The following is a 20,715-nucleotide window of genomic DNA, read 5'->3' as shown; positions in this document are numbered from 1 at the left end:
GGGGGAACGCGTCGACGGACCCGAATCCGACGTCGCGGGCTGTTCGGCCTGGCTTAGTCCTCCAGGTCGTCGTCGTCGACGCTCACGGGCGAAGCCGGCGACTCAGGCGAAGCGGGCGAGGCAGGCGACGGCACGCTCGCGGGCGAGGCGGGCGATGCTGCGCTCACCGATGCGGGCGAGACGGGCGAGTCCGGCGACGCCGGGCTCTCGGCCGACGCAGGAGTCGCGGGCGACGGCGTGACGATGCTGTCGCTCGTGACATCGAAGCTGATGTCTGCGCTGAAGTCGCCGTTCGGGTTCGAGGAGTCGACACTGGCGTCGCCGCTCGTCAGGCCGCTGAGGGCCGGGAACGGGAAGCCCGCGTTCGTGAGGCTCATCTCGTTCGCGGTCGCCGCCGCTCCGCCTGCGATGGCGCCGAGACCGAGCGCCGAGGCCGCCCCAACGGCGATCCAATTCTTCTTCTGCATTACTACCCCCGAGGTTGTGTCGATCGGAAATGGATGGCGAGTAGCGGATGTGTCCGCTCGCTCGATTCCTTCACTATGGACACGCGGGATGAGAGCGGAAGGAGGTGAGGATGAGAAGGCTCTCATGGAGAGCGAGCCGCCCGACGCGATGATCGAGCCGCCGAGACGGCCTCGTACGCGTCGAGCGCGGCCTGCCGCGACTCGCGCAGGTCGACCATCGGCTCCGGGTACTCGTCCGTACCGACCTCGGGCACCCAGCGGTGCACGTACTCGCCTCGGGGGTCGAACTTCTTCGCCTGCAGCTCGGGGTTGAACACGCGGAAGTACGGCGCGGCGTCTGCCCCCGAGCCGGCGACCCACTGCCACGACGCGGCGTTGCTCGCCTCGTCGGCGTCGACGAGCGTGTCCCAGAACCACTCCTCGCCCGTGCGCCAGTCGACCTGCAGGTTCTTCGTCAGGAAGCTCGCCGTGATCATCCGCACGCGATTGTGCATCCAGCCCGTGCGCCACAGCTGCCGCATCCCCGCGTCGACGATCGGGATGCCCGTCCGCCCGCGACGCCACCGATCGAGCTCGGCGTCCTCCGGCGTCGTCCACGGGAAGGCGTCGAAGTCCGCTCGGTAGTTGCGCGTCGCGAGGTCGGGGTGGTGGAAGAGGATGTGATAGCTGAACTCCCGCCAGCCGATCTCGCTCAGGAACTTGTCGCGGTTCTTCGCCGCGGCCGCGCTGAGGCCGTACCGTATCCGGTGCCACACCTCGAAGGGGCTGATCTCGCCGAAGCGCAGGTGCGGGCTCAGCATGCTCGTCGCGCGCAGGTCGGGCTCGTCGCGGCGGTGGTAGTCGGCGAGCATCTCCTCGGCGAACTCCTCGAGCCGATCGTGCGCACCCGCCGAACCGGGCGTCCACGTCTCCCGCAGCCCCTCGGCCCAGTCGGGGCGGGTGGGCAGCAGAGTCCAGTCGGCCAGTGCGTCGCCGCCGGGCGCGATGCCCTCGATGCGCGTCGGCGCCGGGAGGGGCTCGCGCGGCTCTGCGCGGTTCATGCACGCCTTCCAGTACGGGGTGAAGACGCCGTACGGGCCACCGGCTCCCGTCGTGATCGTCCACGGCTCGAACAGCAGCGAGGCCTGGAAGCTCGTCGCCTCGAGGCCGTCGTCGATCACACGCGACTTGAGAGCGGCATCCGTCTGCCTCGCCGCCCCGTAGCGGCGGTTCCAGTAGACGGCGTCGGCGCCTGTCTCCTCGATGAGCGACGGGATGCTCCGCTCGGCCGCCCCGCGCCGCAGGGTCAGCGCGCCGCCGAGGCCGGCGAGCTCCTCGCCGAGGCGCTCGAGGGAGTGGTGCAGCCACCATCGGCTCGCGCCGCCGAGCGGGCGGACGCCTGCCGACTCCTCGTCGAGGAGGTAGAGCACCACGACGGGACGACCGCGCTCGACGGCGGCGGCGAGGGCCGGGTTGTCGGCGACCCGCAGATCGTCGCGGAGCCACACGATGCTCGGTGCGCCTGACATGGTCATCAGGCTAGGGGCATGCAGGATAGCCTCACTGGGAGGTCACCGATGGTTCCAGCGACACCGCCCTCCCCGGGCGCATCCGCCGACGAGCGGCTGCCGAGCGAGCCGAAACTGAGCGGGCCGGGTGCCGGCGAGCCGCGTCGCGGAGCGGACGCCTACCGGTATCCCTCTCCCGAGACGCCTGAGCTCGTCGCGCGGCACGCGTGCATGTCGGGGGTGGTCGACCTCATGGATGATCTCGGCATCCGGGCGCTCCTGGCCGGCAACATCGTCTTCCCTCCGAACGGCCTGGGGGCTCCAACCCTCCGCGCGGCATTCAATCTCATCGTGGACCCCTCGACGTGCCGCCGGCTGGCGGCCGAGCTCGTCGCGCGGGGCTGGGTGCCGGCGAGGATCCGTCGGTTCGGCGTGCTCCCTCCCGCCGTCTTCGCCCTGCACGAGCCGGAGTCCGGAACGCTGCTGAACCTCTTCCCGCTCATTCCCGGCTTCTTCACCGACCCGCAGACGGTTTTCGAGCACGCCTGGGGGTACCGCGGTGAGATGATCATCTTCGACCGGCGTGTGCCCCACGTGGATCGACTGCTGACGATGGTGCTGTCGGTGCACGACAATCTTGGGCCGCGCGCGGCGGCGCCGTCGCCGGAGTCGGAGACGGGGCCGCTCATCGACCGTTTCGCGGCGCTCATCACGAATGAGGAGCTCGAGCGCCTGCCGCGCCTCGTCCGCGGCGTCGGAGCGGAAGGCGTCATGCGTCGACTGTTCGACGGCCTCGGTCTCCGTCCCGCCGCGACGCGCCTGCCGTCACGCCGGTACGCGGAGGCGCGCTTCGGGATCCCCGGCGCGACCGTCGCCGGGCGGATGCTCCTGCGCGCCATCGAATCGAGCCCGGGCTACACCGGCCACGTCGCGCGCGACGTCTGGGCCGCGCGCTGGAGCATCGCGCCACGTCTGCTTCCGGAACTCGCGCGTCTGGTCGGCTTCGTCCTCCGCGCTCGCCGGGCGAGGAGACGCCTGCTGCGGTCGAGCTTCGACTAGCCTCGCAGACGGCGACAGAGCTCGGCGAGTTGCGCGAGCTCTGACGGCGCGAGAGATCCCCCAACGCGCTGGGCGATCGAGTCGGCGTGCACGACTGCGACGCGCTTGAAGAGATCCCAGCCCTCGTCCGTGAGCGCGACGATCGTGCCGCGCGCATCCGACTCGTCTGGGAGCTTCTGCACGAGCCCGCGCACGGCGAGGCGGTCGATGAGCCGCGAGACGCTCGGCTGGCTCAGAAGGAGATGGGGAATGAGGTCGCGGATGCGCATCCGGCGCTCGGGCGCCCTGCTGAGGTTGAGCAGCACGTCGTACTCGGTGAACGAGATCTCACTCGTCGGGAACTCCGCCGTGAGCTGCCGCAGCACCGCGACCTGGGCGCGGAAGAGCGACTCCCAGGCCTCCACGGCGAGTGACTTGTCGGTCATGACGACAACTCTATGCATGCGCATGCTCAGGCGGGAGGCGCCGCGCGTTCCGGCGTCGTACTGGGCGTCAGCGGGCCGAGAGCGCGATCGATCCGGACAGGACAAAGGCCCGGCCGCCGAGGCGAGCGACCGGGCCTTTCCCTTGCACCAAGAGTGTCCTGCAATCACATTCCGCGGTAGCTGCCACAGCAAACAACTAACGCTCGATCAATGTATAACGGTGCGGTAACGGTGTCTAGTTATCGGTTCGTTATTTTTCTGCGAGATCGCCCAGAGCGGCTCACGGGCGCCGCGCCGGTCGCGCCGGGCCGCCCGGGTGGTCCGACGGCGGGAGCTTCTGCGTGGGGTCAGCGGCACCGCTCGTGGTGCGCGATGGCGAGTCGCTCGCGTCCGAGCGGAGCTCGTCCGCCTTGGCGCGCAGCTGCTCCTTGGCGCTCGGGCTCGAGCTAGCCTCCTCCTTGATACGCGGAGCCTCAGCCTCGGCCTTCGAGAGCCAGTCCTCCCAGCGCGCCTGCATGGGCTTGATGAGGCCGCCGCCGGCTCCGACGATGATGACGCCGGCGATGATCGCGAGCACCGTGATGAGCACGGGCGTCGTGACCGTCGTGGCGATCTCGACCTGGTTGAGGGCCGCGGTGATGCCGAGGAAGAGGATGAAGATGCTCGCGATGTTGGCGATGATGCGTCCGTACGACAGGCCGCCGAGCATCCCCTGGATCACGGTCTTCGCGCCCGCGGCGATCGCCGCGGCGATGATCACGATGACGATCGCAACGATGATTCGCGGCAGGAAGGCGATGATGCCCTCGAGCAGATCGCTCACGGGGTTCGGGCCGAAGACGCCGAAGGCGAACTGCAGGACGAACAGCACGAGCGTGTAGTAGACGATCTTGGCGATGATGTCGCTCGCGTCGAGCTTCGAGCGATCCAGAGCCTTCTTGACCCCGCCGCGCTCGACGAGGCGATCGAATCCCACCCGCTCGAGCAGCTTCTCGAGCCCCTTCGCGATGAGTTTCGCGACGATGAGCCCGATGACCAGGATGATGATGAAGAGAAGCAGCTTGGGCAGGAACTCGATAACGTTCGCTAGCCCATCTCTGACGATGACGGTGGCGTCGTTCATGTGATGACCCTTTCGATGAGTGCTGTGCCCGACGAGACTGGCCCCCGGATGGGGGCACGGGCAGGGGCTTGCGCACGGCGCGCTCGAGGCGCACTATGGCGCGCCCGCGGCGCACGCCCCTAGAAGAAGTCCGGCGACGGGGTCGAGGAGTACGTGATCGACACGTCGGCGTGGCGGTCGAAGCGGTAACCGGCCCCCCGGACCGTCCGAACGATGTCCTCGTAGCCACCGAGCTTCGAGCGCAGGCGACGCACGTGCACGTCGATCGTCCGCTCGTTGGGCACGTCATCGTCGTCGTCAGCGCCCTCGGCCCACAGCGACGCGATCAGCTCGGTGCGGTCGATCGTGCGCCCCTCGCGGAGCACGAGGTACTGCAGCAGCTCGAACTCCTTGTACGTGAGCGGGGCGGTCTCTCCGTCGAGCACGACGCGCTTGCGGGAGATGTCGATCACGACGCCCGGCACGATGCGCTCGGCCGGTGACTCGGTGCGGCGGTAGCGAGCGAGCGCCGCCGGATCCTGCAGCGCGAGGCGCACGACGTCGACGTCGCGACCGCCGGCGCCGGCCGGAGCGAGGGCGACCGCGGCGTGCGTCTCGGCGCCCGGTGCGAGCTCGGACGTGACGCGCTTGAGCTCGCCCACGAGACGGCCGAGATCGATGCCGGCGGACGCGGCCTTGCGCTCGTCGAGGCCCACGTACAGCACGAAGCCCCGCGCCTCGGAGCCGGAGGGCACGGCGCGCGGACGCGTGCCGTCGCTCCCAGCGGGGCGGGCGGTCTCGGCGGAGTCGAACGGCTCTGATCCGTCGGGGTGGCCGGGAAGGCGTGGGTCGTTCATCGTCATCCGAGGAGGGAGGCGATCAGCGGCGGGCGGACGGTCACGTGCGCGGTCGGCGGGGATCGTCCCTGCGCCGCGGCATCATGCCGGAGCTCCCGGGGGCCTCGAAGGAGGTCGGGGGCAGCGCGTGGACGGTCATGCCCGCCAGTATCCTCGTCGCGCTCGCACGCGGTCAAGGCGCCCCGCCGCCGCACGACACACGGCGACACACGCGAGCCGCGTTCGCGATCGAGGGAGCGGGAGGCGCTCAGCCGACCGTTCCGTAGAGGCGATCGCCGGCATCCCCGAGGCCCGGCACGATGTAGCCGTGCTCGTTCAGGCGCTCGTCGAGGGCTCCGAGGACGATCGTGACATCGCGTCCCTCGACGGCCTTCTCGATCGCCGCGAGGCCCTCGGGCGCGGCGAGCAGGCAGATCGCGGTGACATCCTGCGCGCCGCGGTCGAAGAGGTACTCGATCGCCGAGAGGAGCGACCCGCCCGTCGCGAGCATGGGGTCGAGCACGAAGCACTGCCGGTTCGACAGGTCGTCGGGCAGCCGCTCTGCGTACACGCTCGGCTCGAGGGTCTCCTCGTTGCGGACCATTCCCAGGAAGCCGACCTCGGCGCTCGGCACGAGCTTGACCATGCCCTCGAGCATGCCGAGGCCCGCGCGCAGGATCGGGACGATGAGGGGTCGAGGCTCGGCGATCGTGACGCCAGTCGTCTCGGTGACCGGCGTCCGGATCATGACCTCCGCCACGCGAACGTCGCGCGTCGCCTCGTAGGCGAGGAGCGTCACGAGCTCCTCCGTCAGCGCGCGGAAGGTCGGCGAGGGCGTCCGCTCGTCGCGGAGGACCGTGAGCTTGTGCGTGATCAGAGGGTGGTCGGCTACGTGCACTCGCATAGGCTCAATCTAACGGAGGTGGCGATGATCGCAGTGCCTGAGCGCGACCGCGAGGCGATGCGCGAAGCGCTCGCCGAGGCCCGCGCGGCGCTCGCCACCGCCGACGTTCCTGTCGGCGCCGTCGTGCTGGATGCGCGGGGCCGCATCATCGGTCGTGGGCGCAACGAGCGCGAGCGCCTCGCCGACCCGACCGCCCACGCGGAGATCGTCGCGCTTCGGGAGGCGGCCGCGGCATCCGGCGAATGGCAATTGAGCGGATGCACGCTCGTAGTGACTCTCGAGCCCTGCGTCATGTGCGCGGGGGCCATCCTGTCAGCGCGCATTCCGCGCGTCGTGTTCGGCGCCTGGGACGAGAAGGCCGGTGCGGCCGGGAGCGTGCTCGACGTGCTGCGCGACCGCAGTCTGCCGATCCGGGTGGGGGAGGTCGTCGGCGGCGTGCTCGCCGACGAGAGCGCCGCCCTGCTCGCCGCGTTCTTCCGCGATCGCCGCTGAGCCGGCCGACGCCGCTCAGCGCGCGTCGATCACCAGAAGACGGCGAGGACCACGTTGACGAGCGCGAGCCCGCCCGCCGCGTGGAAGAACGGCTTGATCGAGCGATCGTTCGACCCGGAGCGCGCCCTGCGCCAGCCGAGCAGCGCGGCGACGAAGACGACGAGCGCGATGACGAGCTTCGTGATGATCTTCGCGTAGTCGAGGTCGTGGTCGAGCGGCTCGGCGAGCCCGGTCATCGCGACGCCGGTGACGAGCTGCGTGACGGCCCCGGCGAGCACCGCCGTGATCGCGAAGTTCTTGTTGCGCCGCATCTGGAGCAGGAACGGTCCGACGATCGCCGCGAGGCCGATGAAGTGGCCGACGAGGAGGAACGAGTAGAGGAATTCCATGTCGCGATCCTGGCAGAGCCGCTAGTCGGCGCCGCGGATGACGAAGACGTCGGTCGGCGTGTCCATGTCGTCGCGCGGGCCCGCGACGTCCGGCTCGAGCACGATCGCTGAGATGGTCGGCGCAGCGGCTCGGATGCCCGCCTTCACCTCCCGGAGGACCGCCACGACATCCGACACGGGCGTGGAGGGGCCGAATCCGAGCACCGCGGTGACGAGCGCGCCATCGCCGTGACGATGAACGACGACCTCGCCGACGCTCTGCACGCCAGGGGTGAGGACGAGCACCTCGCGGATCGCCGCGGCCTCGCGCGGGTCGATGCCTGATCCCGAGCCGGTCGTCGGGCTCTGCGCCGCCGTGTTGGTTGACCCCGTGCTGTCTCCGGTCGCGCTCATGCCTTCACCCTCCATCGGTCGGTCCGCCGCTTGCCGTTGACCCTCCAACCTACACTCGTGGCATGAGCTCGCCACTGCCGTCCATCGCCATCGTGGGAACCGGCTCGATGGGGGGAGCGATCCTCGCCGGACTCCGCCGACCCGACGTCGCGGTCGAGGGCGTGCGCGTCACGACACGCACCGAAGCCTCCGCCGCCGCACTTCGTGCGCAGGGTGTCGAGGCACGGGCGATCGAGCACGACAGCGCGGCGAACGACTGGGTGGTCGAGGGCGCGCGGGTGGTCGTGCTGGGGGTGAAGCCCTTGCAGATCACGGGCCTGCTCGCCGAGATCGAGCAGGAGCTCGACCCGAGGGCACTCGTCGTGAGCGTCGCGGCCGGAGTCACGACGGCATCCATGGAGGCCGTCGTTCCGAACCCCGTGGTCCGCGCGATGCCGAACACACCGTCGCTCATCCGGCGCGGGGTGACGGGCATCAGCGCCGGGTCGCGCGCCGACCGGTCCGAGCTCGCTCTCGCGACAGCCCTCTTCCGCACCGTCGGCACGGTCATCGAGCTTCCCGAGTCGCAGATCGACGCGCTCTCGACCGTCTCGGGCTCGGGCCCTGCCTACGTCTTCCTGCTCATCGAAGAGTTCACGCGTGCGGCGCAGTCGCTCGGCTTCGACGACGACGTCGCCCGGCTCATGGTGCAGGAGACCTTCCTCGGCGCGACGCTGCTGCTCGAGTCGACGGGCGCCGACCCGGAGGAGCTGCGCCGTCGTGTCACGAGCCCGAAGGGCACGACTGAGCGCGCGATCGCCGTGCTGCAGGAGGCCGATCTCGCCGAGGTCTTCGAGCGGGCCACGGCCGCGGCCCTCGCTCGTGCACGCGAGCTCGCTGCGGGCACGTGACCGATCAGCTGTCGAGCGAGGCGAATCGGTCGATGTCGGCCTCGGTGCCCGAGACGATGATGAGGTCGTGGTTCGACACGACCGTCTGCTCGGTCGCGTAGGTGAACGGCTTGCCGGGGCTCTTCACGCCGACGACCGTGATGCGGTACTTCGACCGCACCTCCGACTCGGTGAGCGAGAGCCCGCGGATGGGCTTCGGCGGGTACATCTTGACGAGCACGAAGTCGTCGTCGAACTCGATGAAGTCGATCATGCGCCCGGAGACGAGGTGGGCGACGCGCTCGCCGGCCTCCGCCTCCGGGAAGATCACGTGGTTGGCGCCGATGCGGGCGAGGATCTTGCCGTGCGACTGGCTGATCGCCTTCGCCCAGATCTGGGGGATCTTGAGGTCGACGAGGTTGGCCGTGATGAGGACGCTCGACTCGATCGATGAGCCGGTCGCGACGACGGCGATCGAGAAATCCTGGGCGCCGATCTGACGGAGGGCGTCGATCGAGCGGGCGTCGGCCTGCACGGCGTGCGTGATGCGATCGGCCCACTTCTGCACGAGGTTCGGATCCTCATCGACGGCGAGGACCTCGCGCCCGAGCCGTTGCAGCTGCCCCGCGGTCGCGGCGCCGAAGCGGCCGAGCCCGATGACGAGGACGGGGGCGTCGTGGCGGATGCGCTCAACCAACGATGGGCCTCTCTTCCGGGCGGCGGAACAGCTGTCGCCGGTGGCTCGCGGCGAGAGCCGCCGCGAGGGTCACTGTACCAACGCGTCCCGCCCACATCGTGGCTGCGAGGACGTACTTCGCGGGCTCCTCGAGGTCCGGTCCGGTGAGGCCCGCGGAGAGGCCGCAGGTGGCGAAGGCGGAGATGACATCGAATAGGACGAGGTCGAGCGGGTCCTTCGTGATGTGCAGAACGATGATCGAGGAGGCGGAGACGATCGTCGCGCCCCACAGCACGACGCTGACGGCCAGGCGCAGCACGTCGACGGGAATGCGGCGCTCGAAGGCCTCCATGTCCTTGACGCCGCGCGCCTCGGCGATCGCCGCGAGGAAGAGCACTGCGAGGGTCGTGACCTTGATGCCGCCCGCGGTCGAGGCTGAGCCGCCGCCGACGAACATGAGCATGTCGAGCACGAGCAGGGTCGAGCCGTTCATCTCGCCGATGTCGATCGTCGAGAGGCCCCCCGAGCGCGTCATCATGGAGATGAAGCCGGCCGTCAGTGGACGGTTCCACGGGTCCTGACCGCCGAGCGTCTGCTGGTTGTTCCACTCGAGCAGGCCGATGGCGACCCAGCCGAGCGCGAGCAGGACGAGCGTGGTCGCGAGGGTGAGCTTCGCGTGCACCGACAGTCGGGCTCGCGACTTCACCCAGCGCGCCAGGGCGAAGATCACGGGGAAGCCGATCGCTCCCAGGAACACGGCGATCGAGAGCACGCTGAGCATCCAGACATCGCTCGCGAAGATCGCCATTCCCTGCTCGAACGGCACGAACCCGGTGTTCGTGAAGGCGGAGAGCGACAGATAGAAGCCCATCCACAGGGCCGACCAGGGGTCGAACCCCTCGATGAGCAGTCGCGGGACGACGAGCGCGGTGATGGCGAGCTCGATGACGATCGCGCTCAGGGCGACGGTGGCGAGAAGCGTCCCGATCTCGCCGAGGCGCACTGCCTGCGACTCCGAGACGGGGCCGGCGTGAACGCGGGAGGGGTTGGTGTCGGAGGCCGCGACGAGCTTCGCGCGCAGTCCCATCCGCTTGGCGACGACGAGGCCGAGGATGCTCGCCATCGTGAGAACGCCGATGCCGCCGATCTGCATCGCGAGGACGATCACGATGTTCCCGAAGACCGACCAGTGCGTCGCCATGTCCACCGTCGACAGGCCCGTCACGCAGATGGCGGAGACGGCTGTGAACAGGGCGTCCGCGAGCGGCGTCCACTGCCGCTCACCCGCGCGGGCGATGGGCAGCGCGAGCAGCGCGGTCGTGATGAGGATGAGCGCCGTGAAGACGACGATCGCGAAGCGGGCGGGCGAGGATGTCGTGACATCGGCGAGCGCGGTGCGCAGCGCTCGCAGCGGGCTGACCCCGTCATCGCGGCGCGCGCCCGAGCGGGTCGCAGCGGACATCCCTCATCTCCCCTCGGCCCTCGGGCCGGTGTCATGGTACTCCGGCCCCGGGCTGAGTAGGTTTGACTCATGGCCGACATCTTCGATGTGATCGCCGACGCCACGCGTCGAGAGCTGCTGGAGCACCTGCGCGAGGCGGCGTTCGCGTCGACGAGCGGCGAGCTGAGCGTGGGCGAGCTCGTCGAGAAGATGGATGCGACGCAGCCGACCGTCTCGAAGCACCTGAAGGTGCTGCGCGACCACGGTCTCGTGCACGTGCGCGACGAGGGCCAGCACCGCTACTACCGGATCGATGTCGAGCCGCTGGAGGAGGTGGAGGACTTCCTGCTGCCGTTCCTCGCGCTCGACGACGCGGAGTCGGGGGCGAGCATCCCGATCTTCGCCGCGTGGGCCGGAGCCGATGTCGAGCAGGCGGGCAGCTCGGTGGGCCGCGCGGCCGCCGACGCCTCCTACCGGGCTCGCTCGGTCATCCAGGGCGCCCAGGGGCGCTTCGCCGACGTGCAGGAGCAGCTGCACGACGTGCAGGAGAAGGTCTCGCGCCGCTTCCCCTGGCGTCGCGACGAGCCCTGAGCCAGCCCCCGTTCGGGCGGCTTTACACCCGTCACACCAGCCCCTACAGTTTCAACGCGCGACCCCGTCAGCCTGACGGCCCGTGCGCGGACGAAGGACACAGCGGATGACCCGTGATCTCTCAGAGGTGCGCTTCCTCACCGTGGCCGAGGTGGCCGAGATGATGCGCGTCTCCACCATGACGGTCTACCGCCTCGTGCACTCCGGTGAGCTGCCCGCCATCCGCTTCGGGCGCTCGTTCCGCATCCCCGAATCCGCGGTCGCGCAGGCCGTCCGGCCCCCCGTCTCCGACGTCGGCTGACCTGGCGCTGTTCTTGCCTGCGCTTCGCCCCGCGCGGCGTGCCGGGCGCCTGCGCTAGACTTCTGCGGTACATGACCGGGTCTGAACGGACCGACGGTTCGTTCAGGCGAAGATCAGAGGTTTTTCATGGGTTCTGTCATCAAGAAGCGCCGCAAGCGGATGGCGAAGAAGAAGCACCGCAAGCTGCTGCGCAAGACGCGTCACCAGCGTCGCAACAAGAAGTAGAGCATCCGCTCACCGCAAGCGCTCGACCCTCGGGTCGGGCGCTTCTGCGTTGTCGGCGAATCTCCGTCAGGTGCCCTGCAGCTCGTCCGGCGGGCTCGGCTGCGTCTCGCGGCGCGTCTCGCGGCGCCCCGACCGCAGCACGGCCTTCGCCTCCCGGCGGATGCGCTTGCGAGCCGCTCGCACGCTCCCCGCTCCGGCGGTGAGGACGGGCCAGGCGTGTGCGCGAGCGTGGCGGGACAGGGCGTTGTCGGGGTTGACGACGACGCGGTTCCCGACGAGCGCGAGCAGCGGGATGTCGTTGCGGCTGTCGCTGTACGCCCAGCAGTCGGCGAGCTTCGCCCCGCGCTCCGCCGCGAGCGCCTCCGCGACCTCGGCCTTGCGCGCGCCGTGCATGATCGCTCCGTCGAGCTCGCCCGTGAACACTCCGCCCCGGCTGCGGATGCGCGTGCCGACCGCGCCGGTCAGGCCCAGTCGCTGCGCCATGACGCTCGCCATCGCATCCGGAGTCGCACTGAGCAGCCACACCTCGTGGCCCTTCGCCCGGTGCTCGCGCGCGAGCGCGACCGTCTCGGGGATCAGCCGCTGGTGGATGGAGCGCTCGTAGCTGTCGATCGCGAGGCGCGTGAGCTCGCCCTCGGTGCGTCCGGCGATGAGCGCGAGCGCGCGCTCGCGCACGGTCAGCTGATGGCGGGTGTTCTCGCCGACGGCGATGAAGCGCGCCTGCGCCCACACGAACCCGAGCACGTCGCGAAACCGGATGAAGCCCTCGCGCCGCGCGGCCGTGCCGATGTGGAAGATGCTCGCGCCGCGCATGAGCGTGTTGTCGATGTCGAAGAAAGCGAGGATGGGCGTCGGCGACGGCGACGGCGAGTCGGTTGCGCTGCCTGGCGTGGTGGACATCGGACTCAGCATACGTGCGGTCGTAGGCTGACCTGGTGCCCGCGACGACCGTGATGCTGTTCAGCCGACCCGGCTGCCACCTGTGCGACGACGCGCGCGCGATCGTGACGCGGGTCGTGGCTGACGTGGGAGGGGTCGGATTCGAGGAGCGCAGCATCCTCGACGACGCGGACCTGCTGGAGCGCTACCGGGACGAGATCCCGGTCGTGCTCATCGACGGCGACGTGCACACCATCTGGCGGGTCGACGCGGCCCGTCTCCGTTCCGCTCTTCTGGAGGATCAGTGATCAGGCACATCGTCTCGTGGACCCTGCAGGGGCAGAACGACCAGGAGCGCGCCGCCGCGGTCGAGGGCATGCGCTCGCGACTCGAGCCGCTGGTCGGCGTCATCCCGGGGCTGCGGTCGCTCGTCGTGCGCGGTGACATCCGGCAGGTCGAGTCGAACTGGCACGTCGTCCTGGTCTCGGAGCATGACGACGCCGACGCGCTCGCGGCCTACCAGGCGCATCCCGACCACATCGCCGCCGGACCGTTCGTCCGCAGCGTCGTCGTCGACAAGGCGTGCGTCGACTACGAGGTCTGACCCGCGATGTGCGGCCGGTACGCGAACACCAAGAGCGGTGAGGAGCTCGGCCGCTACTTCGAGGCCGACGAGGTCGACGAGGTGCGCCTGCCGCCGAGCTGGAACATCGCGCCGACGCAGCGGATTCACGTCGTCGTCGACACGGTGCCGAAGGATCTCGCCGGTTCGGGCGGCGGCGCGCCCGTGACGCGGCGCGTGACGACGGCGCGCTGGTCTCTCGTGCCCCGCTTCGCGAAGGAGCTGACGTCGAGGTATCCGACGTTCAACGCGCGCAGCGAGACGGCGGCGGAGAAGCCGACGTTCCGCTCGGCGGTCGTGCGGAGTCGCGCGCTCGTGCCGGCGGATGGGTACTACGAGTGGCTGACGGTGGGCAAGACGAAGACGCCGTACTTCGTGACTGACCCTCTCGAGGGCGAGCTCGCGTTCGCGGGGCTCTACTCGTGGTGGCGGCCGCCGGTCGCCGAGGGAGAAGAGCCGGAGCCGTGGGTGCTGACAGCCACGATCCTGACTCGGGCGGCGGCGGGGCCGGCGGCGCGCATCCACGACCGGATCCCGGTGATGCTGCCCCGCGCCGAGTGGGACTCGTGGCTCGACCCGACGATCGCCGGCGACCACGCGCTCGTGCAGCACGCCGTCGCGGCGTCGCAGCCGGTGATCGAGCGCCTCACGGTGCACGAGGTCGCGCCGCTGCGCGGCGACGGGCCCGAGCTCGTCGCGCCGCTCAACCCGCTGTAGCGCGACACGCGGGCCGTTCCTTCACCGCCCGCACCCTCGCCGACCCGGGCCCGACCCGCGCCATCTCGTCCTGTTCAGGGCGACCCGGACAGAATCGGGCGTCCGGAGTGCCCCAGGCAGGACGAAGTGCGAGTGTTCGCCTTCGTGGGGCGCAGGTTGCGGCGTCTCGCTGGGGCGCAGGTTGCGGCGTCTCGCCGACTAGCTGGTGCGCAGTTCGACGAGAAGCGCGTCACCCTGGCACCCCGTCTGGTCGGCCCGACTAAGGAGCCGGGCAGCTGCCCCAGAGCCCGCGGTCGGCGTCGCGGGCCGCGCGCTCGGCCGCCTGCAGCTCGTGCCAGAAGCGGTCGTTGGGCTGGATGCGGATCGCCTCGGCGTAGCCCTGAGCGACGAGCTCGAGGTTGATGAGCGTGCCATCGGCGGCGTAGAGGTACATGAGCTCCCGCTCGAAGCGGTCCTGCGGGTCGCGGTCGTACGCGTACCCGACCTCGCTGCCGACGGGCGCCAGACTCTCGAGCGCGTCCGTCGCCTCCGGCCCGAAGCACTCGAGCGGGTCGCGCATCTCGGGAGTGTCGATTCCGATGAGCCTGACGCGCAGCTCCTCCCCGCCGACGCGCAGGCGCACGGTGTCGCCGTCGGTGATCGACGCGATCGTGCCCGTTCCGGTCGGCTCGCCGAGAGAGCCGGACCGGGAGCCGCCGCCGGAGCCCGTGCCCGGTGCGCCCGGCACTCCGCGGTCCGGCTCGCGCAGCTCGAGCGGGAGGAGCGAGCAGCCCGCGAGCGAGCCGAGCGCGAGCAGCGCGGCGAGCGCGAGGGCGGGGGAGCGGGGCACGCTGTGAGGCTACCCGGGGGCATCCGACATCGAGCAGGCCGGTCGTATGCTGGCGCCGACGGAAGGACCCGCCGTGACCGACGACCGCTCACCCGGAATCGACCCGCGATTCCCTGAGGTCTACCAGCGCGCCGGCGCCGACGCGCCCGTGGTGTCGCCCCGCCGCCGCTCGCCCGCTCGAGCCTCCGACTTCCGCCCCGTGCTCGATGAGGGGATGGCGGCGCCGAGCGCCGCCCCCGGCCCGCGGGGCCAGGCGGCGCCGAGCGTCGCGGCGCGCGCCGAGAAGCTGGAGCGCTCGCTCGAGCTCGTCGTCGTCGGCAACCCGTGGCTGCGCGCGCTCTGGATCGTCGGCGGGGCGACCCTGCTGCTCGGCATCGGCGCGATCCTGTACGCGCAGAACGCTTTCCTCGACGCGAGCACCACGGGCTTCGACCGCGCCGCGCTCGTTCTTCCGACGATCGCGAGCGAGCTCTCGGGTCCGCTCGTCACGGGCGGCGTGCTCGCGCTCGTCGCCGCGACGTGCCTGCGCATCGCGGCGTGGCGGCCGAAGGGCTACCGCGCCCTCGAGCCCGACCGGCAGTAAGGGGCGCGCGCTCAGCGCTGGCAGGTCGGGCAGTAGAAGGTCTGTCGCTCGGTCAGGGCATCGTCGCCGAGCATCCCTAAGCGGATGCGCGTGCCGCAGCGCCGGCACGGCTCGTGCTCGCGGTGCGCGACCCACACCCGTCTGCCGCGCCGGGTGTCGCCCGTCGTGACGCGCTCGACGCGATCGCGGTTGGCGCGGATGAGACGCACGGCGAGGTCGAGGACGGCCCCGGCATCCGTCTGCCCGATGGGCGTCTCGGGGAGGATGCCGCGGAGGAACAGCACCTCGTTGCGGTAGTCGTTGCCGAGCCCGGCGACGTTGCGCTGGTCGAGCAGGGCGAGACCGATCGGGCGCTCGGGGTCGGCGGTGAGGCGGCGCAGGGCCTCGTCGCGGTCGAACGACGGCCCGAGCGGGTCGGGGCCGAGGTGGCCGACGATCGACTCCTCGTCGCGGGTCGGCACGAGCTCGAGCTCGCCGAGCGCGAAGCCGACGGCCCGCCAGCCTGCCTCATCGCCGCCGTCGGCCGCGGCGCCCACCTCGAGCACCATGCGCGCCTCGAAGGCCGGTCGCCGCCACCGGCTGCCTGCCCGGTAGACGTGCCACGAGCCCTCCATCTTGAGGTGCGAGTGCACGGTCGTCTGGCCGATGCGCATGAGCAGGTGCTTGCCGATCGCGACGACCTCGTGGACGGTCTGCCCCGTGAGGTCGACGGTCGCGAACTCCGGCACCCGGATGTCGCACCGCGTCACCTCGCGCCCCGCGAGCACCTCGTTCAGGCGCCGCGCGGCGCGGTGGACGGTATCGCCCTCGGGCATCGCGCCTCCTCCTTCGCTCCGGCCTAGATCCGAAGCCGCAGACCCTGCGGCGTCGCGACGAAGCCGGCCTCCCGCAGCGCCTCGGCGAACGGGCTCCCGAACACGCTCGCACCGTTGACGCGCTCGATGCGCAGCGAGCGCAGGCGGGCTCGCACGACGGCGGCGATCTCGGTCGCGGCCGCGGCGAGCTCGGCGGAGTCGTCGGTGAAGGTCAGCGCGCTCTTGCCGCCGCGCTCGAGGTAGGCGGCGAGGTGCCCGTCGACGAGGGCGACGAGGGCTCCGGCCTTGCGACCCGGCCGGTGCGCGGGCGTGCCGACGACGGGGTCGTCCGCGGCGCCCGGCCACGGCAGGGCCGCGCCGTAGGGGTTGGCGGGGTCGGTCGCGGCGAGGACGAGCGCCGCCAGCGCGGGGGCCGCATCCGCATCGCGCACGAAGGTGCGCAGCCGGTCGACCGTCGCGGGCGTGCCGAACTGCGCGGCACCCAGGTGCTCGACGAAGTAGCCGCGGCGCACGCGGCCGGCCTCCTCCATGCGCGCGAGCACCTTGTACATGAGCGCGAAGCCGCCGCGCACGTTCTCGGCCTGCACCGCCCCGCGCGTGACGACGCCGTACCGCTCGAGGAGGCTGTCGGCGAGGTGGGCGCCGCGGCGGGTGGGGTCGAGGTCGCGCTCGGGAAGCAGCGACCAGCGCCCGACGGTCGACGGGGGCCCCGAGCGAGCGGGCATCGTCGGGCGGGCGTAGCCGCGGTGCGCGCGCGTCCGCGGTGCCCGCGCGGCGCCCGACCGCTTCGTGCCGCCGAGCATCGCGCGGACGGGCGCGAACGTGTCGTTCGTCACAAGGCCCGCCCACACGAGCTGCCACAGGTCGTCGGCGAGGCGCGCGTCGTCGGTCGCTCCGGTCGCGTCGGCGACCTGGCGGAAGAAGAACCCGCCGCCGCCCGCGAGCACCGAGAGGATGCCCTCCTGCCGCTCGGTCCAGCCGGCGTCGGCCTCGAGGGCGGCCGGCTCGGCGAGGCTCAGAGGCGCGAGGTGCGGCAGGTGGATGCTCAGCCAGCCGTCGCCGCCCGGCAGCGACCCGCCGCCGGACCAGACGAGCTCGCCGCTCGCCATGAGCTCGTCGAGCCACGCCGGCGAGTAGTCGCGCACGCGGCTAGGCAGCACGAGGGTCTCCCATGCGGAGGCCGGCAGGGCGACGCCCTGCAGCTGCTCGGCGGCCTGCAGCACGCCGTCGATGCCGCGCAGCGCGCCGCCGGAGCCGCCGCCGCGGCCGACGTGCTGCCACGCGGGCAGGAAGCGGCCGAGGGCTCCCGCGCTCACGGGCTCGATCTCGGCGCGCAGGGCGGCGAGGCTGCGGCTCCGGAGGCGGCGGAGCACCTCGGCGTCGACCCACTCGGTGCCGCTCGCCCCGGGGCGGAACTCGCCCTCGATGACGCGACGGTCGCTCGCGAGCCTGCGCAGGGCATCCGTCACGACCGCGATGCCGAGCCCCAGCCGGTCGGCGACGTCGTGCGCCGTGAACGGGCCGTGCGTGCGGGCGAAGCGGGCGACGAGGTCGCCGAGCGGGTCGGGCACCGGATCGAGGAACGCGCTGGGCACGCCGTGCGGGATGGGCGTGCCGAGGGCGTCGCGGAGGCGCGCGGCGTCCTCGACGACGGCCCAGCGCTCGACGCTCGCGCCGGTCGCGTCGCGCACGGTGAAGCGGAAGACCCGATTGGTGCGCGCGAGGGCGACGAGCCACTCCTCGACGGTCGCGCCCTCGATGGCGCGCGCGGCGAGCTCGTCGACAGGGTGCGGGCCGAGGATGCGAAGCAGGTCGACGACGCCCTCGTCGTCCTTCGCGCGACGGTCGGGGGCGAGTCGCTGCAGCTCGGCCTCGGTCTGCGTGATGACTTCGGGGTCGAGGATCTCGCGCAGCTCGGCACGGCCCAGCAGCTCGGCGAGGAGCGTCGAGTCGATGCTCAGGGCGGCAGCGCGGCGCTCGGCGAGCGGGCTGTCGCCCTCGTAGAGGAACGCCGCGACGTAGCCGAACAGAAGCGAGCGCGCGAAGGGCGAGGGGCTCGGCGTCTCGACCTCGATGATGCGCAGCTCGCGCTGGTCGATCGCCGTCGCGATCGCCGTGAGGCCGGGCAGGTCGTAGACGTCGCTCAGCACCTCGCGGATCGTCTCGAGCACGATCGGGAAGCTCGGGAACTCGCGTGCGACCTCGAGAAGTTGGCTCGCGCGCTGACGCTGCTGCCACAGCGGCGAGCGCTGCGAGGGGTTCCGACGCGGCAGCAGCAGGGCGCGCTGCGCGCACTCGCGGAAGCGCGCAGCGAACACGGCCGAGCCGCCGACCTCGCTCGTCACGAGCGCGTCGAGCTCGGCCGGATCGAAGAGGAACAGCTCGGCCCCCGGTGCCTCGGCCTCCGTGTCGGGCAGCCGCACGACGATGCCGTCGTCGGCCGCGACCGCGGCCCCGTCGAAGCCGTGCCGCTCGCGCAGCCGCGCCGAGATCGCGAGCGCCCACGGCGCGTGCACGCCGAGCCCGAACGGGGAGTGCAGGATCACCCGCCAGTCGCCGAGCTCATCGCGGAACCGCTCGATCACGAGGGTCGAGTCGGTCGGCAGCTGGCCGGTCGCCGCGACCTGCTCGGTGAGCAGCGCGTCGAGGTTCATGATGGCCCGATCGTCGAGACCGGCGGCGCGCAGGCGGTCGCGCCGGGCATCCGGCGAGGCGGCGGCGAGCTCGCGGGTCGTCGCGCCGAGCGCGCGGCCCAGCTCGGCCGGGCGCCCGAGGCCGTCGCCCTTCCAGAACGGCACCTTGCCGGGCTGGCCGAAGGCGGGGGTGACGACGACGCGGTCGTGCGTGATCTCCTCGATCCTCCAGCTCGTCGCGCCCAGGGCGAAGACGTCGCCGACGCGCGACTCGTAGACCATCTCCTCGTCGAGCTCGCCGACGCGACGGCCGGCGCCCTCGCCCGCCAGGAAGACGCCGAAGAGCCCGCGATCGGGTATGGTTCCGCCGCTCGTGACCGCGAGCCGCTGCGCGCCGGGGCGGCCCGAGAGCTGCCCGCTCACGCGATCCCACACGATGCGGGGGCGCAGCTCGGCGAAGCGGTCGCTCGGGTACCGCCCGCTCAGCAGGTCGAGCACCGCCTCGTACGCCGAGCGCGGCAGCGTTGCGAACGGAGCGCTGCGGCGCACGGCGTCGAACCATTCGTCGATGTCGGCGGGCTCGAGGGCGACGTGCGCGACGGTCTGCTGCGCGAGCACGTCGAGCGGGTTCGCCGGCACGCTCAGCTGCTCGATCTGCCCGGCGAGCATGCGCTCGCTCGCGACCGTCGCGTGCAGCACGTCGGCGCGGTGCTTGGGCACGATCACGCCGCGGCTGATCTCGCCCACCTGGTGACCGGCGCGGCCCAGGCGCTGCAGGCCGCTCGCGACGCTCGGCGGCGACTCGACCTGGATCACGAGGTCGACCGCGCCCATGTCGATGCCGAGCTCGAGGCTCGACGTCGCGACGACGCAGCGCAGGCGGCCCGACTTCAGGGCGTCCTCGATCTCGGCGCGCTGGTCCTTGCTGACCGAGCCGTGGTGGGCGCGCGCGAGCAGCTCGGCGCCCTCGCCGAGGCGCTCGGCGTAGATCTCGTTGAGCCGCGCGGTCAGCCGCTCGGCGAGCCGCCGCGAGTTCGCGAACACGATCGTCGAGCGGTTGGCCAGCACGCGATCGACGATGTCCTCCTCGACGTGCGGCCAGATCGACGGGTTCGCGGCTCCGCCCGCGGCCGAGCCCTCGTCGTCGACGGGGCCGACGGGCGGCGGCTGGGTCATGTCGTCGACGGGCACGACGACGCGCAGGTCGAAGGTCTTCTCCGCCGGCGGCTGCACGACCGTGACGTGCGCCTGCCCGCCGAGGAACCGCGCCACCTCGTCGACCGGTCGCACCGTCGCCGACAGTCCGATGCGCTGCACGGGCCGCGCGAGCCGCGCGTCGAGGCGCTCGAGGCTCAGCGCGAGGTGCGCGCCGCGCTTCGTGCCGGCCACGGCGTGCACCTCGTCGACGATCACGGTCGTCACGCCGTCGAGCGTCTCGCGCGCGCTCGAGGTGAGCATGAGGTACAGGCTCTCGGGGGTCGTGATGAGGATGTCCGGGGGCGTCTTCTGCAGCGCCCGCCGCTCCGCCGACGGCGTGTCGCCCGACCGCACGCCCACCGTGATCGTCGGAGCCGGGTGACCCAGCCGCGCCGCCGTCTGCGTCACGCCGATGAGCGGCGAGCGCAGGTTGCGCTCCACATCGACGCCGAGTGCCTTGAGGGGCGAGATGTAGAGCACGCGCGTGCGCCGCGGCTCGGCTGCACTCGCTCCGGCGACCTCCGCCGTCGCGCCGACGGTCGGCTCGGCGATGAGCCGGTCGATCGACCACAGGAACGCCGCGAGCGTCTTGCCCGAGCCCGTCGGTGCGACCACGAGGGCGTTGGATCCGCTGGAGATGGCCTCCCACGCCCCGAGCTGCGCCGGCGTCGGCGCCGGGAACGCCCCCTCGAACCACGTGCGGGTCGCCGGGGCGAACCGGCCGAGCACGCGATCGAGGTCGGGGGAGGTCATCCGTTCATCATGCACGCGACGGCCGACAGC

At 71.6% G+C, this 20,715-nt stretch carries 24 protein-coding genes; 10 read left to right on the top strand and 14 right to left on the bottom strand.

Translation table 11 applies throughout. The features are described 5' to 3' along the window. Window positions 1-53 precede the first annotated feature (53 nt). Window positions 54-467: a hypothetical protein gene (locus tag FHX53_RS12025; RefSeq protein WP_182491599.1), complete on the bottom strand. Its 414-nt coding sequence runs from the start codon at window positions 465-467 to the stop codon at window positions 54-56. Between the two features lie 122 nt (window positions 468-589). Then, window positions 590-1,975, bottom strand: a complete 1,386-nt coding sequence (locus FHX53_RS12020; RefSeq protein WP_182491598.1) for a cryptochrome/photolyase family protein — start codon at window positions 1,973-1,975, stop codon at window positions 590-592. Window positions 1,976-2,023: 48 nt separating this feature from the next. Between FHX53_RS12020 and FHX53_RS12015 the strand changes: the two genes are divergently transcribed. After that, entirely contained in the window at window positions 2,024-3,013 is a 990-nt protein-coding gene (locus FHX53_RS12015) for a hypothetical protein (RefSeq protein ID WP_182491597.1), read from the top strand. Here the strand turns inward: FHX53_RS12015 and FHX53_RS12010 are convergent. From FHX53_RS12010 to upp, 4 genes are all read right to left on the bottom strand, one after another. After that, a complete protein-coding gene (locus FHX53_RS12010; protein WP_182491596.1) occupies window positions 3,010-3,438 on the bottom strand; it encodes a MarR family winged helix-turn-helix transcriptional regulator in 429 nt (142 codons plus the stop codon). The genes FHX53_RS12015 and FHX53_RS12010 overlap by 4 nt on opposite strands. 280 nt (window positions 3,439-3,718) lie before the next feature. Next, window positions 3,719-4,561, bottom strand: a complete 843-nt coding sequence (locus FHX53_RS12005) for a mechanosensitive ion channel family protein (protein ID WP_182491595.1) — start codon at window positions 4,559-4,561, stop codon at window positions 3,719-3,721. Between the two features lie 119 nt (window positions 4,562-4,680). Beyond that, window positions 4,681-5,397, bottom strand: a complete 717-nt coding sequence (locus FHX53_RS12000) for a winged helix-turn-helix domain-containing protein (RefSeq protein ID WP_182491611.1) — start codon at window positions 5,395-5,397, stop codon at window positions 4,681-4,683. 247 nt (window positions 5,398-5,644) lie between these two features. Beyond that, window positions 5,645-6,280, bottom strand: a complete 636-nt coding sequence (upp, locus tag FHX53_RS11995; RefSeq protein WP_182491594.1) for a uracil phosphoribosyltransferase — start codon at window positions 6,278-6,280, stop codon at window positions 5,645-5,647. A 24-nt stretch (window positions 6,281-6,304) separates the two neighbouring features. Between upp and tadA the strand changes: the two genes are divergently transcribed. Continuing rightward, window positions 6,305-6,772, top strand: a complete 468-nt coding sequence (gene tadA, locus FHX53_RS11990) for a tRNA adenosine(34) deaminase TadA (protein WP_182491593.1) — start codon at window positions 6,305-6,307, stop codon at window positions 6,770-6,772. A 29-nt stretch (window positions 6,773-6,801) separates the two neighbouring features. On the opposite strand, the gene FHX53_RS11985 is transcribed toward tadA, so the two are convergent. After that, window positions 6,802-7,161, bottom strand: coding sequence for a hypothetical protein (locus FHX53_RS11985; RefSeq protein ID WP_182491592.1), 360 nt, complete (start codon window positions 7,159-7,161; stop codon window positions 6,802-6,804). Between the two features lie 21 nt (window positions 7,162-7,182). Next, entirely contained in the window at window positions 7,183-7,554 is a 372-nt protein-coding gene (locus tag FHX53_RS11980) for a cation transporter dimerization domain-containing protein (RefSeq protein ID WP_182491591.1), read from the bottom strand. A 62-nt stretch (window positions 7,555-7,616) separates the two neighbouring features. Between FHX53_RS11980 and proC the strand changes: the two genes are divergently transcribed. Further along, window positions 7,617-8,444: a pyrroline-5-carboxylate reductase gene (gene proC, locus FHX53_RS11975; RefSeq protein WP_182491590.1), complete on the top strand. Its 828-nt coding sequence runs from the start codon at window positions 7,617-7,619 to the stop codon at window positions 8,442-8,444. Between the two features lie 4 nt (window positions 8,445-8,448). On the opposite strand, the gene FHX53_RS11970 is transcribed toward proC, so the two are convergent. Continuing rightward, the gene (locus FHX53_RS11970; protein ID WP_182491589.1) at window positions 8,449-9,120 is read right to left on the bottom strand and encodes a potassium channel family protein; all 672 of its coding nucleotides are present in this window, start codon (window positions 9,118-9,120) and stop codon (window positions 8,449-8,451) included. After that, a complete protein-coding gene (locus tag FHX53_RS11965; protein ID WP_182491588.1) occupies window positions 9,113-10,561 on the bottom strand; it encodes a TrkH family potassium uptake protein in 1,449 nt (482 codons plus the stop codon). The genes FHX53_RS11970 and FHX53_RS11965 overlap by 8 nt, the downstream gene beginning before the upstream one ends. Before the next feature lie 69 nt (window positions 10,562-10,630). Here FHX53_RS11965 and FHX53_RS11960 point away from each other — a divergent pair, with 69 nt between their 5' ends. The 3 genes from FHX53_RS11960 to FHX53_RS11950 all read left to right on the top strand — a co-directional run bounded on the left by FHX53_RS11960 (window position 10,631) and on the right by FHX53_RS11950 (window position 11,657). Further along, entirely contained in the window at window positions 10,631-11,131 is a 501-nt protein-coding gene (locus tag FHX53_RS11960; protein ID WP_182491587.1) for an ArsR/SmtB family transcription factor, read from the top strand. A 106-nt stretch (window positions 11,132-11,237) separates the two neighbouring features. Next, a complete protein-coding gene (locus FHX53_RS11955; protein ID WP_182491586.1) occupies window positions 11,238-11,432 on the top strand; it encodes a helix-turn-helix domain-containing protein in 195 nt (64 codons plus the stop codon). Window positions 11,433-11,558: 126 nt separating this feature from the next. Continuing rightward, entirely contained in the window at window positions 11,559-11,657 is a 99-nt protein-coding gene (locus FHX53_RS11950; RefSeq protein ID WP_003792170.1) for a 30S ribosomal protein bS22, read from the top strand. A gap of 66 nt (window positions 11,658-11,723) precedes the next feature. Here FHX53_RS11950 and FHX53_RS11945 read toward each other — a convergent pair whose 3' ends face one another. Next, entirely contained in the window at window positions 11,724-12,557 is an 834-nt protein-coding gene (locus FHX53_RS11945; protein WP_182491585.1) for an HAD family hydrolase, read from the bottom strand. Window positions 12,558-12,592: 35 nt separating this feature from the next. Between FHX53_RS11945 and FHX53_RS11940 the strand changes: the two genes are divergently transcribed. The 3 genes from FHX53_RS11940 to FHX53_RS11930 are packed head-to-tail and all read left to right on the top strand — an operon-like array spanning window position 12,593 to window position 13,875. Beyond that, window positions 12,593-12,844 (top strand): glutaredoxin family protein, encoded by a 252-nt coding sequence (locus FHX53_RS11940; protein ID WP_343050996.1) that lies wholly within the window; start codon window positions 12,593-12,595, stop codon window positions 12,842-12,844. Beyond that, window positions 12,841-13,140, top strand: coding sequence for a Dabb family protein (locus FHX53_RS11935; RefSeq protein WP_182491584.1), 300 nt, complete (start codon window positions 12,841-12,843; stop codon window positions 13,138-13,140). The genes FHX53_RS11940 and FHX53_RS11935 overlap by 4 nt, the downstream gene beginning before the upstream one ends. 6 nt (window positions 13,141-13,146) lie before the next feature. After that, window positions 13,147-13,875: an SOS response-associated peptidase gene (locus tag FHX53_RS11930; RefSeq protein WP_182491583.1), complete on the top strand. Its 729-nt coding sequence runs from the start codon at window positions 13,147-13,149 to the stop codon at window positions 13,873-13,875. 259 nt (window positions 13,876-14,134) lie between these two features. Here the strand turns inward: FHX53_RS11930 and FHX53_RS14090 are convergent, their stop codons facing one another. After that, the gene (locus FHX53_RS14090) at window positions 14,135-14,704 is read right to left on the bottom strand and encodes a thermonuclease family protein (RefSeq protein WP_182491582.1); all 570 of its coding nucleotides are present in this window, start codon (window positions 14,702-14,704) and stop codon (window positions 14,135-14,137) included. A 73-nt stretch (window positions 14,705-14,777) separates the two neighbouring features. Between FHX53_RS14090 and FHX53_RS11920 the strand changes: the two genes are divergently transcribed. Continuing rightward, a complete protein-coding gene (locus FHX53_RS11920) occupies window positions 14,778-15,287 on the top strand; it encodes a hypothetical protein (RefSeq protein WP_182491581.1) in 510 nt (169 codons plus the stop codon). Between the two features lie 11 nt (window positions 15,288-15,298). Here the strand turns inward: FHX53_RS11920 and FHX53_RS11915 are convergent, their stop codons facing one another. Together FHX53_RS11915 and FHX53_RS11910 are read right to left on the bottom strand one after the other, a co-directional pair. After that, window positions 15,299-16,102, bottom strand: a complete 804-nt coding sequence (locus FHX53_RS11915; protein WP_182491580.1) for a DNA-formamidopyrimidine glycosylase family protein — start codon at window positions 16,100-16,102, stop codon at window positions 15,299-15,301. 23 nt (window positions 16,103-16,125) lie between these two features. Further along, window positions 16,126-20,685 carry an Lhr family helicase gene (locus tag FHX53_RS11910; protein WP_182491579.1) on the bottom strand — a complete coding sequence of 1,520 codons (4,560 nt, stop codon included), beginning with the start codon at window positions 20,683-20,685 and terminating at the stop codon, window positions 16,126-16,128. Window positions 20,686-20,715 lie beyond the last annotated feature (30 nt).

This window comes from Microcella alkalica (assembly GCF_014137945.1).
Lineage (GTDB): Bacteria > Actinomycetota > Actinomycetes > Actinomycetales > Microbacteriaceae > Microcella > Microcella alkalica.
The sequence above is the reverse complement of the archived record's forward strand: the minus strand, read 5'-3'. Positions and strand labels throughout refer to the sequence as shown.